This is a genomic window from Pseudomonas sp. SAS7, assembly GCF_052112345.1.
Taxonomy (GTDB): Bacteria; Pseudomonadota; Gammaproteobacteria; order Pseudomonadales; family Pseudomonadaceae; genus Aquipseudomonas; species Aquipseudomonas putida_Q.
On the sequence record NZ_JBEGGO010000009.1, the window covers coordinates 18775 to 34136 of the forward strand.

A 15362-nucleotide genomic window follows, 5' to 3' on the forward strand; every position below is an offset into this window, starting at 1 on the left:
GCGTGGGGTGCTGAAACGTTCAATCGGATGACTCAAGCGCTTTGATCTGGATGAGGCTTTGGGGATGTGCGTGTGTATGTGTGTGGGAGCGGCCTTGTGTCGCGAAAGGGCTGCGCAGCGGCCCCAGGGTTTCGGCCCCGCCGCGCAAATTGGCGGGGCGCAGCCCATTCGCGAGAACAGGCCGCTTGGCCGTTGTTCACTGCGCCAAAGTGCAAGGCGCATGTTGGAAGTGAGCGAGAGCAGCCACCTTGATCGCCCTTGCCAAACCTGCGATGCCCTCCCGCCAACGCCCGGCGGGTTGAACGCCCGATGGCCAGACAAGGAGGTGACGAGCGCTGCGTTGTCCTTGTGGATGAACTTCAACAAAAACCCCGGAAGCACATACTGCCACCCGTAGGTCGAGGCAAGCAGCGCGAGGGTTAGATGATCGATCTGGCCAGCCCCGGCTGGCTGGTCCGTCAAAATGCAGTTCCAAGGCACATAAGACCACTACCTAGATGGCCAGTAGCCATCATCCTTATAATTTAGTAGAATAATTACTGGTTGAAGTTCAATACATAAATTCACGGAGTGCTTATGCCTGGAAGTAACACGGAAGAAAACTCATCACGTTTCTGGGAGTTCTACGCCGTCAGATACAGCATTGGTGCAGTTCTTGGCGCCTTAATCCTATTCCTATTGGTCAAAAAGAACCAATCGCTATCAGACTTTGTATTCATCAAAGCCGGCGAACCTATAGATATAATACAAGTTGGTATATTTCTCGCCCTGGGGCTTCTGTACGCTTATCTATCCAGCGCACCAATGTTAGTTCTCCATGCCGGAAGGTTCTTAATCCCTAAAGGCTCCAACCGCGCAAGCAAATCCTTAACATTTATACTTCTTAATCTAATCACCCCCATAGCCTTCTATTACTTCAGCACAATCCCATCTGCTCCAACACTTGCGATTTGCCCATTTGTGTTTCTAGCGAGCCTGGTTCTGTCCGGCCAAGGCGCGATTATATTAAACTGCCACTCAAAGCGCTCTGACCTCTTCGCTTTTTACAAGAACTTATCCATTAATAGATCTTACGCAAAAGGCGGATTCGTTGACTCATATCGACACATGCGTGAGCATGGAAATGCATTCGCAATTGTCCTTTTCGAAATTGTCTTGGCAATGCTCATGTTTGCTACAACCGTGTATATGACCATTCAGAACAATGGCTATTCTCCCGACACCTTTGAGTTAGCTACTTACCTAGGTATCGTCATCATGATCTGGATCACTCCAGCTGCGCTCATTTGGCTGGTCGCTTGCTACATCGAGCAGGATTTCGTTTCGTCTTAAAAATAAATCCGACTAAGGCATCCGCGTGATACTGCTGTGTACCCGACTCGGCGTCAGCCGGCACACCATCGGCCTCCTGCCACCCCCCGCCCTCTTCCTCATTCATCAGCGGATCGTCATCCGGATCAGGGACCGTGGGGTGGTCAGGGTCCACTGCCGGGTCGGGTGAAGGGGGCATGTCGCGGTCGCTCCCACCTGGTACGGTTTGCTCGATGTTCATCGCTGCATCCCTCGTCGCGTTGCTCAGCGGGGTTTCAGGTGCTCGCTGGAGACCGAATTGTTGGCGTCCACATCCCTCATCTCTTCATCTACCGGCGACTGGTCGTCGGCAGGCAGCGGCACTTCGCCTTCCCTGCTCCCGCGCTGCTGCAGTTTGTCCTCGTCTGTGCGCGCGGTGCCGTTCTCCCGTTCGACCTGGGCATCCTGATCCGACCCGGGATTGCCAGGTGGCGGGTTCCAGTCTTCGGGCCAGTTCTCCGACCATTTCTCACCAACGCCTTGCTTGGGTTCGGACTCGGCTTGCTCCAGCCCCGAGCCGTGGCCTGCGCCAGTATCGGGTGCGCCCTCGGCGGGGCCGGGGTAAGGGGCATCGGGGCCATTGTGATCGATTGCCATGATGGTTCTCCAGTTGCGCTTAGGGTTCAGGGTGCGAGCTTCACTCGGCGCCGGGCGGGATGCCGTCCTTGTTCCTGTCCTTGAGCTTGGCCTTTTCCTCTTCCGTGGAATGCGCCGGTACCTGGCTTTGTTTGGGGTCGTCTTTCTGCTCGGTCATGGTGCTGCCCTCTGGGTGATGTTCGTTAGGCACACCTGTTGTTGGGCAGTTCAAGCGAGTTTGCCGAGCGTGCCGACCTCATCCATGAAATCGCCGAGATACGCTTGGAGCCTCGCATGGCGTAAGGCCGCAAGCCGCGCGCCTTCGCCGGTCTGGAACCCTGACGCAAGCTGCAGCAGCTTGGTATGGAAGTGCTCGATGGCGAAGGTTGTGTCCTGATACGCCCTACCCTGCGCGCTGGGGTTGGTGAAATCGTACAGCGACGAACCCATGCGCCCCGCCATATAGAAGCACCGGGCGATACCCACCGCCCCGATTGCATCGAGGCGGTCGCTGTCTTGCAGAATTTTGGCCTCCAGCGTCAAAGGCTCGAAGCCAGCCGAATAGCTGTGGGTTTTGACCGCATGCGCCACCTGCTCGATACGCTGCACGGGCCAGCCCATGGCAGCCAGGACTGAAGCGGCCTTTTCTGCCGACAGCGTCGATGCCTGCCCGCGAAGTGGCGAATTCTTCTCCACCGCCACGCAATCGTGCAGCACCGTGGCCGCGAACAGCACTTCAAGGTCGCCGCCCTCTACCTGCCGGATTCGCTGAGCGTTGACCCATACGCGATGGATGTGGGACAGGTCGTGGGAGCCGTCCTGCTGCCCGCTTGGCAGATGCTTCAGCAGCTCGGCGGCAAGATGCTGGTATGGGGCGAAGGGTTCAATCGTCATTTTTGGGACATTCCATCAGCTCATGGCCGCATCAAAGGCTCGATACCCATCCACTTCTTCACAGGGTGGTAGCAGAGCTCCAGCGGTGGGATTGGTAGCTTCTGGCCTTGCACCTCGAGCGCGCCCAGGTGGATGGTCCATTTGGAATCGGCATCGAACTTGTCGGTCTGGAAAATCACATAGGCAGAGCCGTAGCGCTTGTTGGTCATCTTGGGGATGTTGCGCTGCACTTCGTCGCTGTTGATGTCCTAAGGCGATGGGCGTGCGGCGGGTGCTTACACCACGCCGCTACCGTGCGTTAGTGATTCCGCGCTCATCGCTGCTTGAATTGAAAGCATTCCCGGCCCAAATCCTGATCACCCGCTCCACCTGCGCCTTAGGCAGATATTCCTGCTCAAGGCGTCCCCGAGGTTGCTGAAGCAAATAGTGATAGAAATCACCTTCCTCATCCAGCAAACCTGGGGGAATGGCGTCCTGCGCTCGGATCGGCTCAATCACCGCGCTGCCCGGAGCATACTTCTCGAATAATGCCTGCTGCATCAACAACGCCTCGATGCGGGGGTGTTGAAGCCGTGCTCGCGCCAGCATCAACATCCCCCAGCTGTCCATGTCGCCCCAGTAAGCTATGTGCTTCATGGCAAAGTGTGCTGCCCCCAGCCACTGAAGGTCCAAACCCGCGCCCAATACAGCAACCGTGTCTTTCACTTCTGGTAGCAGATGTAGGCACTGTTCGTTTTCTACGACGAGCAGACGAGCGCCAGGTAATGATGTTTCGGCGAGTTCGGCCGTGGTCAGCCTTAGCCGCTTAAAAGGCAGAAGGTCATGTTCCAAAGGCGCGATCAGCACCCAGTGGTTATTTTCCTCTAATGCGTCCAGGAAGGTTGCCAATCCCTGCTCGGAAACGGCACCTTCGAAGCGCTCGTCGAGTAGCCGGGTAAGCAGGACCGAATTGCGCTCGAAGAATTTGGTATCGACTCCGTAGTCGGCCAACAACCTCAGCGGACGACCGCCGGCACAGCCCGGGCTGAGCCGCATGGCTAATTGCGCAGTGGCAATCACCTCGTCGCACGCCTTGGTCATCCACAGCTTCCGCTGAGCCACCAACAGCGCGTGAAAGGCGCTGTCGATTTGTTCCACCACATGCTCCAGCCTGGCGTACTCCAGGCTGACCTGCGGGTCACCGATCGCGGCAACCCATTCGGAAGGGCTGCGCAACTGCCAGTGCAGCGGCATGGACACGGCCCCCAAGCCGGCCCGATAGCTCACCGGCGCCCACTCAACCTTGCCGATCTCTACCCTGCGCCAGCTTTCCACATGCCTCTGAACCGCCTGTGCATTTTCTGCGAACAGGCGTGCCGGAGGCTTTCCGATGGGGATACTACGCGGCCAGCCGCCTGGGCCGAGCAAGCGCTCGACCCGGGCGCTGGACTGTTGCCATTGCCTGGCCAATTTGTGCCGCAGTTCAGTCGGTGACTTCATGACTGGCCTTTGCGCTGTTGGTGATGCTCGTCCAGTGCTTCCCAGCTCAGCGATACCACACTGGACTCTGCCCCCCGACGATGAACGACTACGGCTGAACGGGTGTGGTGGCGAAGCAGGCGCATTTCCTTGTTGGGCGTGATGAACACGGCGTGCAAGCCGAACTCCCTCAGCGCCGCGATGATCCGCCCGGCCACCGCATGAGAACTGCGCGAAAACGCCTCATCGAGCACAATGGTGCCGAACAGCGGCCGACTACTGCCATCCGGGCACAGGGCATAGCTCAGTGAAGCGGTCAGCACATAGGATGCGATGATTTCCTTTTCGCCACCGCTCCCCCCTTGTGAGCCAGTGCGCGTCTCGATGACCTCTCGGGTCTCCCGGTCAATGACGGACACCGCGAATTCCAAGCGAAAACGTGGATCTAACAGCGCTTTAGGTCCCAAGTTGCGACGGTGATCGCAGGCATCCCTGAGCAGCATGACCAGTTCCTGAAGGGCGCGGTAATGGCTTTCGCCATCGTCTTCGTTGTAGCGCGCCGTGGCCAACAGCCGTTGCGCGCGCTGGAGCGTGCGCAGGCTTTCATGGATGACTTTGTTGGCGATAAGGCGCAGGTAACGGCCTGGCTGAAAATCGACGCGCCGCATCGTGTTGTTCAGATCCTCCAGGCGCTCCTCGATCACCGATACTTCATGGTCGATATAGCTGAGTAACTGGGTAACGCCATCGTCCGACGAACGATTGAGGTACTCCATAAAGCGCTTCAGCTTCTCGGGCAGTGCCTCTTCAGTCAGTACCCGAAGGCGCTCCAGGTACTTAGGGATGTCGGCAAGATCCCTCCCCGCCTCGGTGAGCGTCCCGGTGTCCACCTTCAAAGCATCGGACATGCAGTTGGCAAGCTCCACCTGCTGCAGGTTCAGCTTCTCGCCCAGCACCTTGAGTTCATCACGCAACACCTGCAAGTGTTGGCGTTCGAGATCGTAGATTTCACCCAGATTGTCTTCCGTCAGTGCCGGGAAATGCGCCTGAGCCAATTCGCGCTGGCTGTCGGTCAAGCCTGTTTTCGCGTTATTGAAAGCCTTGCGGGTATTAGCGGCGGCCGCCTCGAAACTGTTTTTGAATGCTGCACATTCGCCCAAGTGCTGACCAAGCTGTTCTTCCAGGCCTTCGAGCGCCTTCTGTGCATCATCAAGTTCAGCCTTGACCAAGGCCAGGTCGGAGTCAGGCCGAGTGAGGGTTTCGAGTTGCGCCCGCAGCAGCTGCAACTGCACCTGCACCCCTGGTACGTCAATGTCTTCGAATTGCAGCTCTTCGACGCGTTTGAGCAATATCGTCGAATCTTCCAGCTCACGCACCTTGTCCCGGGCCGCCGCCATAGCGAGCTTTACCGGTTGGAGCCGTTCACTCACCTCTCGCACCTGCTCGGCGAGAAAAGCCAGGCGGTCACGGTTGTCGAAACCGGTCAGCCAATCATCCTCGAGGCGCTTCTGATCCTGTTTGTCGAAAAACCGTGCCTTGCCGGACATCAACCCCTGAACGGTCATCGCATGGGGCAGATGACGCAGTTGCTCCGAGCTTGCCACGCAATGCCGGTCATTGTCGGCCAGCAACGCCTTGACTGCTTCTCGGTAGGCATGGTCCTTGAAATGCAGCTTGCGGGTGAAGCCGTCCTCGAAGAACACCGACGGTGAGTCAGGCAACTTCACTTCCAGCAAACGCACATGCAAACGGTTGTGGCGCTGGTTCACCCAGTGCAACGCCGCCTGCGACGAAGCCGCTGGCACCAGGATACGCAACCTATGGCTGCCGATAGCGCGCTCGATGGCCCCGCGCCAGGCCTGTTCCTCAGGTTTTACCTGCACCAGCTCGGCAACAAAGGGCAACGCTGATTCATCGAGACCCAGCGCTTGAGCAAGGTGACTGCGAAACGCCTGGAACTGGCCACCCAGGTTAGAACCTGGCCGCCGTTCGACGTCAGCGTGCTCCAGCTGCAGCGCTTCGAGCTTGTCGTTCAGGTCTTTCTGCGCAACACCTGCTTCAAACGCCCGATTGCGAGCGCCTTCGATCTCCTCCGCGAGCATCTCCAAACGCTGGCGGATCTGCCTCTGGTTGGCCTGGAAGGTGCTGGCCGTCAACGCTTCTGGCATCCCCAGCCTGTCGGCCAGACGGCGATACTGCTCCGCCTGTCGGCCACGACGTTGGCATTCCTCATCCCGCTCCTCGATACGTTGGCGGAGCTGATCGATACCAGCACCACCGACCTGCAAGTAGCGCTGGCGAAGCTGATCCACCGCGCCCTTTTGCCCAATGAGCTGATGCTGGCAACACTCACGCGCCCCTTCAGCCCGTTCGAGTGCCTGCTCCAACCTGTGCGTCTGCGCGAGCCACAGCCGATGACCTTGTTCGGCAAACCAGACAGGCACGATGTTGTCGAGCACCTGCTTGTCATTGAATCGCGCTTGCAAGGTCTGGTAGCGTTGCCAACCCTCAGCAACCGGCTGCAGCGAGCGTTGCTGCTGGCGGGCGATTTCCAACTCCCGATGGATATCGGTGAGGTCATCAAAACTTTTAACCACCTCATCTGCCCGCTCGAACGCCGCGCGATCATCTAATACCAATTCACGGAAGATTTCGTCGATGCTGTTGAGCTGCTTCAGGCCGGCGGCGCGGTTAAGCAAGGTGAAGGCGTTTTCACCGACTTCAAAGTACTCCCTCAACCGGGCCAGGAAGTTTTTTTTGCTGGGGTAAGGCCAGATACCCGTACCTTCCTTTTCCATATGACGCAATGCGCGCATACCACCGGCATGGTGCTGATGGAGCCAGTGTTCAATGGTCTGCTCAGGAGACTCCGCCAGCAGCCACAGCTTTTTCAAGTCCGTTGCCGACGAACTGCTGCCCTCGAACCAAAGCACAGCCCCGATGCGGACCTGGGCACCTTGACGCTGGAGCGTAGCGGCAATGGCCGTTACTGTTTTGCCCTGGCGGGCGATGTGCGACTGCGCTGCCCCGCCGTCACCGGGGCCAGATACCCCACGCACATAGGACACCAGATCACGATCACTTTCATGGCCACCCGTAGAAGCCAGGTTATAGCGAGGGTTGGCGCACAGCAGCGTCATCAGGGCGTCGACCAGCGTGGTCTTGCCGCTCCCAGTCGGCCCAATGACTGCGGTGCCGCTGGGGTCAATCTCGGCTTTGTGATACCCCTGAAAGCCACCCCAGTTGTAAAACTCCAGGCTGCTCAGAATGAACGTCTCACTATCCTGCCAAAGCAGTGTCTGCTTCATGTTCATGCCTGATCCCCCGCACCCTCAGCATCCGCCTCGCCAGCACCCTCCAGATGGGCGCGTAGCCATGCCACCAGGGCTTGCAGATTTTCCGGGTTGGCCAGGTGAGTGATGATGGGACGGATCACGATCCTGTCGTGCGTATCCACCGCTGATACCAGGCCATGTCCTTTGAGCTGGTCCAGTAAGGTAATGACGCGATTACGCTCCCCCGCTTCACTGCCGAGTTCACCCAGGTACACCTGAAGTTGCGGAATCAGCTCGTCCACCGCTACTTGCGCCATGTTGGCACCCGTCCCGCTTTCCTGCTCGTAGACGATGAAGTGCTGCCTGAGGATGGCGATCAACAGCGACTGCTCCAGGTTCAGCCGTTGCCGGCGGACCAACGGATGCGACCAATCGTTGTCGTCTTCCACCGCCGCCTGACGCACCGTCACGAACAGCAACCCGCGCACATCATCGATGCCCATGGCCAGGTCGAGCGGCTCGAGAATGCGCGACACCGCTTCGCTGTCGGCCAGGGCCGCACGGTAGAGGTTGGGCTTCTGGCTCTCCTCCAGCAAACCGTACTTGAGCATCTCTTGAACAGCCTCGCGCACCTTGTGAGGCGTGCGCCTCTCCTCTTCCTGGGCTTGCGGCGGTTGAGCGTTGAGGCGCTCGTCGTCTTGCGCGACCTCCGCGTCAGGCACGACGTCATCTGAACGCTCGCCACCCGTTATCCGGTCAAAAATCCCTGTCATCTCTACGACTCCCAGTCAATATCTTTAAGCGCTTTTGCCTCGAGCTCGACGTATGGCAATGTGAAGCGCCAACGACGCTCATCTTCGTCGACCAACTCCACCGTCTGCCGCTCCTGCGCCAGCACCTCGATGCCGGCCTCGCGCGCCATCGCCAACCACAATGCGAAAGTTTCCAGGTCGTGGGCGGGCGGGAGCAATGACGCCAATTCTGCAATGCTGACAGGACGACCTTTCTCGGCAAGCAGCGCCAACGTGCTTTGAATGAGCGCTTCACGATCCAGCCCATCGAACGCGTCCCAGAAGTCGTCCTCGATCTGTTCCAGGCCGATGGGCGTATGCCGTAGGTCAGGTTCTGCGTTGATATCGCTGTCCATGTCTTTGAACCGCAGCCGCTCGATGGCGGGTACGCCAGTGATGGCCACGCCGATCGGCGGCAAGGACACGGGCCTGCGGCGTTCGGACTGGCGCTGCCAATCGACGTTCAGCGCCAAGGTAAAAAAGTCATTGAGCAGATGGCCGACCCGATGGTGCTCGGCAGCCAGTCCGGTTTTCATGAACCCCCGAACGTCCCGCTCACTGCGGGCCCGTGCCTGCAGAACGGCCTGAGACTCCTTCACCAGGCGCAAGGCCAGCCAGCGCAGTTCACGCTGTTGCGGTCGCGTCAGCGCCTTGGGTGCCGCCGGGTGAGACAGGATGGTGCGCAAGCGTTCCCGCATCACGACCAGTTCGTTCGATTGGCGCAGCTGTTGCTGGAAGCTGTCGAACACACGCCCTTCCGGCGTGTTGAGCAATGCGTCTTGGCCGTCCAGCAAGCGGTCGACGATTTCACCACGGTGGGCCTGCTCGCTGATGATGGATTGTCGCAGGGCGCGGTCCGCTTCCCGCCAGGAGTCCTCGACCCGGCGAAAATCCGCCCTCAGGCTGGTGGCAAGGTTAAAGATCTCGCGGATGCCTTCGACCGCCTGCGCCTCGCCCAGTACGTTCACATGCCCGGCCTGTGCCTTCTGCAACTCGTGCTCCAGGTCAGTGATCCGACGCCGCAGGCTGGCGATGCGGCTGGTGGGGCTGGGATTCAAGTTGGTTTCGAGGTTCTCGATCTCGCGCTGGACCACCGAAAGCCGGGAGGCGGTGGACGTCATAATGCGGTTATCCAGCGAATCCGCGAACTTGATCGCCGACTCCAGTGCATCGGTAGCGTGCACGCGCCCCTCCCGCTCCACCACCAATCGGCGCTTGATCCACTCGCGCAGTTCCCGGCCAGCTTGAACGTGCGTTGCCTCGGGGTCGATGTTGTATAACTCCTCGCTGGCGTAGGCAGCCAGCATGTCGGAGAGTGCCTGCAACGCATCTTCCATCACAATACCGTCCGGCGACCGCTCGAACAGCGTGCGCAGGCATCCCAATACCAGCGGCGCTCGAGGTGATGCTAGCAGCCTCCATGCGGGGTGTTGATTGCGCGCCAAGACATAACGTTCGGAGTGTTTTTGTGCTTTGTCTTCCATGGTCACCGCCCGGTTCACATCAGGAAACGTTGCCTGATAGACAGTACAGAAGTGCGGGTCCAAGTCATTTGGACTGCGACGAAAGGCCAGACTAGATGGCCTGTTTGCTGGCTGCAATCGTGGAGTGTTCTGTGTTGCGTGTTTCAGACCCAGCCTTCAGAAAAAAGGCCAGGCCTGGGTTTTCCGCATCGAAGTCTCACAGTAGGTGGGGGCGTTTTCCTACATCTACGGCTATGGGGACACGCCTACAGCGATAAGTCCGGGGCAGCACAACGAAACATGCGTAAATTGAGAGAGCCGATAATTATGCGTGTGATTAAAAAATCAGCAGTACGTGCGCCAACCCTTAGGCTCAGTGGCAAGTGAAGAAAAAATCGGCATAATCGCGAGATCTGAAGATTTTGTGAGCTCACTCAAAAAAAAAACGTCGCTCACACGAGAAGTGAAGGAAAGATAAATGCGGGCTGCGGGCTATTCATTACTAATCAATAGGCTACCGATTTCTGCGGTTGCACTCGGCCGACCTGCGATCGTACAACCAGTCACCCGAATTGAGAGAATCGGCAACACGCTCGCCGTGCCCCAACGCATGGCCCCCTCAGAAGATGACCTTCTTGGGAATGTGCTTTTTGCACTGAAGCACGAAGGTGTGAACCTCTCGATTCTGGCTCAGGCGCTGCCACAGATCCCTGCCAGCCTTTTTTCCGAAGCGCTGAAAGCATCGCCCAATGGCGTCTACATTCGTAAGGCTTGCTACCTCAGAGAAGCATTCACCGGGGAGAACATCGAGCAGCCTTCACCTGTGCGAGGTGCCTTCGTAAAGCTGTTTGATCCAGAGCACTATATTACTCGGCCGGGTGATCGAAACTCGAAGTGGCGGCTGGAATTCAATGGGCTCGGAGATCTGCATTATTGCGCGACCGTGGAGCGCACCCCGGAGGTCACCGAGCTTCTCGAACATGACATCCTGGGCAAAGCCAAGCGTTTCATGGTCACACTTCCACCACTGATGATAGACCGGACTATCAATTGGGCGTATCTGCACGAGACCCAGGACTCGTTTGCAATCGAGAAAGAAGCCCCAACCGAAGATAAATCCCGCCGTTTCATCAAGCTCCTGCGCCAGGCCCATGACCGGCACCCGCTGACCGAGGATTATCTCGTTACGCTACAGAACGCGACGGTGGCTAACCCTTTAGATCTTGCAGCGGCATTCCGGCATGAGCAAAACCACCTTAGCAATGGCATGCATGGCGCCGCCGGGGTGACCTATGTTCCGCCTCCACCGGACCTGTGCCGCGAGTTGATGGAAAGCCTGATGCGCTTCGCCAATGAAGGCCCTACACAAATAGATCCGCTCGTGGCCGCAGGTATCATTTCGTTCGGCTTCGTGTTCCTCCACCCGTTCATGGATGGAAACGGACGGTTATCACGTTTTTTGATCCACCAAGCTCTATGCCTCTCTGGAGCGCTGGAAAACGGTCTGCTTCTTCCTGTTTCGGTTGCGATGAAACGCGAGGAACGCATGTATCTGGAAACGCTGCAGGGGTATTCCGGACCAGTACGTGAATTCTGGCAAGTGCACTGGATCGATCACGAACAGTTTACCTTCGAGTTTAAGGGGGCAGACGCGATCTACCGATTCTGGGATGCCACGTCGTGTGTTGTATTCACCTGCCTAATGGCCAAGCGCGCGCTGGAGGTCGAGCTCCGCGATGAAACTGCCTTTCTGGAAAACTATGATGCCGTATTCAGGGCCGTGGATGAGCGATTCGATGTTCGCGGCAGCGATCTCGCAAACTTGGTCATGATGTGCCTCAACAATGGAGGCATCGTATCGAACAACCGGCGTAAGCAATATTTATACAGAGTGCCTGAGAAAGTATTCGACTTTATCGAACTGACGGCGCAGCAAGTGCTGGCGGCCCGGCGAGCAGCGGGCGAAGAACGTCAGGACATCGGTCCAGAAGCGGATCACTGATGAATGAGTGCGGCCCATATTCACGGCGATTGCCGGGAGGCCGTAGCACCGAACAGCGGTGCAGGTAGAAGCAAACGGCTTTGAATGACGTCTGGATTTTTGGGCCCGACGCGGCGTCACCTGGAGCGCTTCAATTGCAGCTCCATCGATTGCGACGTCAATGTCGAGCCTTCTCGCAGCGGCTCTGGCACGCCGACACTACAGAAGCCACGCGACTGGTACAAATGCATCGCCGGGCTGACGGCGAGCGTTACGCCCAAGCAGACGCACTGCGCTCCGAGACCTGTAGCCCACGCGATGGCTTCATCGAGCAAAGCGCGTCCGGCGCCTGTTCCGCGCGACGAAGGGGCTACCCACATCTGGAAAAACGCAACGACGGGCGGTTCGCTGTCTGAGAATTTGTACCACACCAGACCACAAGGTTCAGTGTGCTGGCATGCAATCAAGACTTGGACATTAGGGGATGTGGCGGCCGCATGGACTCGGGCTGCCCAGGTTGCATCGTCTCTTCCGGCCTCCTGTTCGTATGTACTTGAGAACGCATCGGGTGATTCGCGCAAGGCCTGTAGGCGCAACCCTCGATAAATCCGCCATTCCGTCGCCGTTAGTGGGTGTACGTTTACCATTTGATCATCCAGTTGATTTTCCTAATATCCTGTTACAGCCACCGGCTAAAAAAATCAGATTAGACCCCTTTCTTGTAGGGCATTTCCCAAACATACTGCCGACGTCTGTTTTTCGTTGCACCCGCAAAGGGTGAATCATAGTCTCGGCCAGTCGCTACTAATCAGCGATACGGTTTTGACAGACCGTGAGTCACTGAGTGCATGTGCAATGCCAGTTATGGCAGCTGTACGTGGGGCACCTTTGTGTGCGCCGGGATTCTCAGTGCCCTCGGTCTGTCAACCCACGAACAGCTGCCACCCTTCCGTTTGACAGCGGGAATGCGGCAGCCCTTGACGGCACTGAGAGGGTTTATGCTGAAAGTAGTCCCTGATCCACCCCACTATCTCCACTCCCTTGAAGACACGCTGGTAATGGCCGCCGACACCTAGCACGGTAGCCAAAGCCCAAGCCACAAAACTGATGGACTGTGCCCGCCATCTCAACCACACGGGCGTCATGCTAGGCGACCAGCGCATGGTCGCCGCGTCCCATCACCTGAACACGATGGTTCGTGCCCTGTTGGACCAGCTCGAAGGCGACCGTCCCCCACTGCCGAAGTCATCTTGATCGGTAGTAAGCGAGCCCCAGTTCCGCCACAATCGGCCACTCAGTTCAAGCTGGGACGCACCACCTGCTCACCACCCTCGCCATCGGCAACTACCGCTCGATCAACCACCTCGTGCTGCCGTTAGGCCAACTCAACCTGGTGACGGGTGCCAACGGCAGCGGCAAATCCAACCTCTACAAGGCCCTGCGCCTGCTCGCCGAAACCGCCCAAGGCGGCGTGATCGAAGCGCTCGCCCGCGAAGGCGGCCTGGATTCGACCTGGTGGGCCGATCCCCCTGCCCTATCCCACCGCATTCATGCTCGACCCGGAGATCAAAACCGAAGCCATCTGGGGCGCCGGTGCGTACCGGCCAGCGTCCCTATTGGTTGAACGTAAAAACGCGATGGTTCGTGCCCGAGAGGCCAACAGCTGGACGGTGCTGGATCAGCATGCCGACAGTTGCGAGAGCTTTTTCAACATCGTCGGCCGGCCACGCCAGGCACCGGAGATCGGCGAGCTGCGCGCGTTCATCAATAGCTGGCGGTTCTACGATCACTTTCGCATCGACCGCGACGCGCCCTGCCGCCAACCGCAGCTGGGCACGCGCTCGCCAGTGCTGCATCACGGTGGCCGCAGCCTTGCCTCTGCGTTGCAGACCATCATCGAGATTGGGAGGTTGAAGACCTGGTAGCTGCACTGGACGACGCGTTTCCGGGTAGCCGCCTGGAAATCGATGCGCCGCCGGGTGGGTTGTTCAGCGTACGCCTGCACCAGCATGGGCTGTTGCGGCCGTTGGGTGGTGCGGAGCTGTCGGATGGCACCTTGCGTTACCTGTTGTTGATGGCCGCACTGCTAACGCCACGGCCGCCGTCGCTGATGGTGCTTAACGAGCCGGAAACCAGTTTGCATGCTGACCTGCTGCCTGCGTTGGCGCGGGTGATCATTCGCGCCTCGCAACGTAGCCAGGTTTGGGTGGTATCGCACAGCGCCCCGTTGATTGAGGCGCTGCCAGCGTGTGACGGGTGCAATGTGCTGGAACTGGAGAAGATTCAAGGCCAGACCCAGCTTAGTGGGGTTGGGCTATTAGACGAGCCGCTGTGGCGCTGGGTTGATTGACGCTGACGTTGCACTGTCTAAAGTATTCGCGAGTGCTTGCCCTGAAATTCGACGGTTTTCCCCCGGCACGTAAGGATTGCCTCCATGAGCAGGCGCAAGCACTGACCAGGATCTTTATCGTCAGGAGACATACTCATGACCGTGAACATCAGCAATCTAACAGGACGATGACAGCCCGCCAGTGAAGGTGTTCTGGAGCAAAGGCAACATCACCCTGGGGTTCCGCGAAACGTTCAACCAGGCCACCCCGGTCAACACCACGCTGCTCAAAGGCGTGCCCCTGGGTGCAAAGTTCACCGTCACCCTCCGCGTGCTCGCCTCGGGCGCTTTGACCGTGACTGCCATTTGCAATGGCAAGGCCGGATCGTCTGGCAGCCTCCATATGGACAGTTCGTGGCGCTCATCGCTGCTGAACTTCCATGGCGGCGTCTACAACCAGGTTGATTACACCGACGCCACTGCAGCAGACGACGGCTCAATCTGCATCGTGAGCGCCCTCTCACTGACCCACGTGTAGCCGCACAGCCTCGAAGCCGCAATCAAAAAAATGAATCCCGCGGTTGCCCAACCGGTCAGGATTTATGAACGCAGTAAATCTGACGAGGTAACAGCAATGACTATCGAAGCAGAGACACTCGCTCAACTGACCGAAGCCCTTCAAGAGCGCGGCATGACCCTTGTAACAGACGTTGCATTTACCAAAGCGGCATACCGGCATAACCATCGCTGGATTTGTAGCGTGGAGTAATCGTCCTTATTGCCGGCGGTTGGGCATAGGCTCAACCGCCGGCCGCTGCCACTTCCAACGCTCTCCATATACCTCTTCCCATCGCATCGACCGGCTGGCCTGGCGTGAGGAAGCGGCCGTCTTTGGAGGCTGCCTCACAACCTGTCGACCAATACAGTCGGGGCGGTTACGCTCCAGTAATTTGCACGCACGCGCCAATGACAAATACATACCAAGGGAGCTGCTTGTGCTCAGCAGTGAGTTTCGAGCTAATCGCCGAGCCAAAGGCGGTGAGTCACTACCATTGCAGCCAGTGCCGTAAAGGTCATGGAGCTGCATTCGCATCTTACGCAAGCATCCCGCGGAGCTTGCTGCGCGTGATTCGCGGCGGGCATTCGGATTCAGGGCAAATGAGGTCTAAGGATTGATGGCGACCACTTGCCGCAAGCCGGTGTCCGCTAGCGGTTTTCAAGATCGTTGCACCGAGGCCCGTCAAG

At 58.3% G+C, this 15362-nt stretch carries 10 protein-coding genes and 5 pseudogenes; 7 read left to right on the top strand and 8 right to left on the bottom strand.

The features are described 5' to 3' along the window. The first annotated feature begins 576 nt into the window (after positions 1-576). The gene (locus ABI582_RS15575) at positions 577-1332 is read left to right on the top strand and encodes a hypothetical protein (RefSeq protein WP_442119642.1); all 756 of its coding nucleotides are present in this window, start codon (positions 577-579) and stop codon (positions 1330-1332) included. Positions 1333-1575: 243 nt separating this feature from the next. On the opposite strand, the gene ABI582_RS15580 is transcribed toward ABI582_RS15575, so the two are convergent. The 7 genes and pseudogenes from ABI582_RS15580 to ABI582_RS15610 form a co-directional block, all read right to left on the bottom strand. Further along, complete coding sequence (locus ABI582_RS15580; RefSeq protein WP_442119643.1) at positions 1576-1947, bottom strand: hypothetical protein; 372 nt, start codon at positions 1945-1947, stop codon at positions 1576-1578. 207 nt (positions 1948-2154) lie between these two features. Then, positions 2155-2820: an HD domain-containing protein gene (locus tag ABI582_RS15585; protein WP_442119644.1), complete on the bottom strand. Its 666-nt coding sequence runs from the start codon at positions 2818-2820 to the stop codon at positions 2155-2157. 20 nt (positions 2821-2840) lie between these two features. Then, positions 2841-3086: pseudogene (locus tag ABI582_RS15590) on the bottom strand (hypothetical protein); the annotation flags it as partial. Positions 3087-3108: 22 nt separating this feature from the next. Beyond that, a complete protein-coding gene (locus tag ABI582_RS15595; protein WP_442119645.1) occupies positions 3109-4299 on the bottom strand; it encodes a DUF3322 domain-containing protein in 1191 nt (396 codons plus the stop codon). Then, the gene (locus ABI582_RS15600; protein ID WP_442119646.1) at positions 4296-7586 is read right to left on the bottom strand and encodes an ATP-binding protein; all 3291 of its coding nucleotides are present in this window, start codon (positions 7584-7586) and stop codon (positions 4296-4298) included. Before ABI582_RS15600 ends, ABI582_RS15595 begins: the two co-directional genes overlap by 4 nt. A gap of 2 nt (positions 7587-7588) precedes the next feature. Then, positions 7589-8326 (bottom strand): DUF4194 domain-containing protein, encoded by a 738-nt coding sequence (locus ABI582_RS15605; RefSeq protein WP_442119647.1) that lies wholly within the window; start codon positions 8324-8326, stop codon positions 7589-7591. Between the two features lie 2 nt (positions 8327-8328). Continuing rightward, a complete protein-coding gene (locus ABI582_RS15610; RefSeq protein ID WP_442119648.1) occupies positions 8329-9828 on the bottom strand; it encodes a DUF3375 domain-containing protein in 1500 nt (499 codons plus the stop codon). Between the two features lie 457 nt (positions 9829-10285). Between ABI582_RS15610 and ABI582_RS15615 the strand changes: the two genes are divergently transcribed. Continuing rightward, positions 10286-11809, top strand: coding sequence for a Fic family protein (locus tag ABI582_RS15615; RefSeq protein WP_442119649.1), 1524 nt, complete (start codon positions 10286-10288; stop codon positions 11807-11809). A 116-nt stretch (positions 11810-11925) separates the two neighbouring features. Here the strand turns inward: ABI582_RS15615 and ABI582_RS15620 are convergent, their stop codons facing one another. After that, the gene (locus tag ABI582_RS15620) at positions 11926-12435 is read right to left on the bottom strand and encodes a GNAT family N-acetyltransferase (RefSeq protein WP_442119650.1); all 510 of its coding nucleotides are present in this window, start codon (positions 12433-12435) and stop codon (positions 11926-11928) included. A 442-nt stretch (positions 12436-12877) separates the two neighbouring features. Between ABI582_RS15620 and ABI582_RS15625 the strand changes: the two are divergent. The 5 genes and pseudogenes from ABI582_RS15625 to ABI582_RS15645 form a co-directional block, all read left to right on the top strand. Beyond that, positions 12878-13042, top strand: a pseudogene (locus ABI582_RS15625) (DUF3077 domain-containing protein); the annotation flags it as partial. A gap of 64 nt (positions 13043-13106) precedes the next feature. Next, positions 13107-14138, top strand: a pseudogene (locus ABI582_RS15630) (AAA family ATPase). Between the two features lie 166 nt (positions 14139-14304). Continuing rightward, positions 14305-14655 (top strand): annotated as a pseudogene (locus tag ABI582_RS15635) (polysaccharide lyase family 7 protein); the annotation flags it as partial. Positions 14656-14751: 96 nt separating this feature from the next. Further along, the gene (locus ABI582_RS15640; protein ID WP_338744469.1) at positions 14752-14886 is read left to right on the top strand and encodes a hypothetical protein; all 135 of its coding nucleotides are present in this window, start codon (positions 14752-14754) and stop codon (positions 14884-14886) included. A 197-nt stretch (positions 14887-15083) separates the two neighbouring features. Next, a pseudogene (locus tag ABI582_RS15645) lies at positions 15084-15263 on the top strand (GFA family protein); the annotation flags it as partial. Positions 15264-15362 lie beyond the last annotated feature (99 nt).

What these genes read in the sequence shown, in the direction of transcription:
- ABI582_RS15575 (WP_442119642.1), top strand. Translation starts at nt 577, where the DNA reads ATGCCTGGAAGTAACACGGAAGAAAACTCATCACGTTTCTGGGAGTTC.
- ABI582_RS15580 (WP_442119643.1), bottom strand. Translation starts at nt 1,947, where the DNA reads ATGGCAATCGATCACAATGGCCCCGATGCCCCTTACCCCGGCCCCGCC.
- ABI582_RS15585 (WP_442119644.1), bottom strand. Translation starts at nt 2,820, where the DNA reads ATGACGATTGAACCCTTCGCCCCATACCAGCATCTTGCCGCCGAGCTG.
- ABI582_RS15595 (WP_442119645.1), bottom strand. Translation starts at nt 4,299, where the DNA reads ATGAAGTCACCGACTGAACTGCGGCACAAATTGGCCAGGCAATGGCAA.
- ABI582_RS15600 (WP_442119646.1), bottom strand. Translation starts at nt 7,586, where the DNA reads ATGAAGCAGACACTGCTTTGGCAGGATAGTGAGACGTTCATTCTGAGC.
- ABI582_RS15605 (WP_442119647.1), bottom strand. Translation starts at nt 8,326, where the DNA reads ATGACAGGGATTTTTGACCGGATAACGGGTGGCGAGCGTTCAGATGAC.
- ABI582_RS15610 (WP_442119648.1), bottom strand. Translation starts at nt 9,828, where the DNA reads ATGGAAGACAAAGCACAAAAACACTCCGAACGTTATGTCTTGGCGCGC.
- ABI582_RS15615 (WP_442119649.1), top strand. Translation starts at nt 10,286, where the DNA reads ATGCGGGCTGCGGGCTATTCATTACTAATCAATAGGCTACCGATTTCT.
- ABI582_RS15620 (WP_442119650.1), bottom strand. Translation starts at nt 12,435, where the DNA reads ATGGTAAACGTACACCCACTAACGGCGACGGAATGGCGGATTTATCGA.
- ABI582_RS15640 (WP_338744469.1), top strand. Translation starts at nt 14,752, where the DNA reads ATGACTATCGAAGCAGAGACACTCGCTCAACTGACCGAAGCCCTTCAA.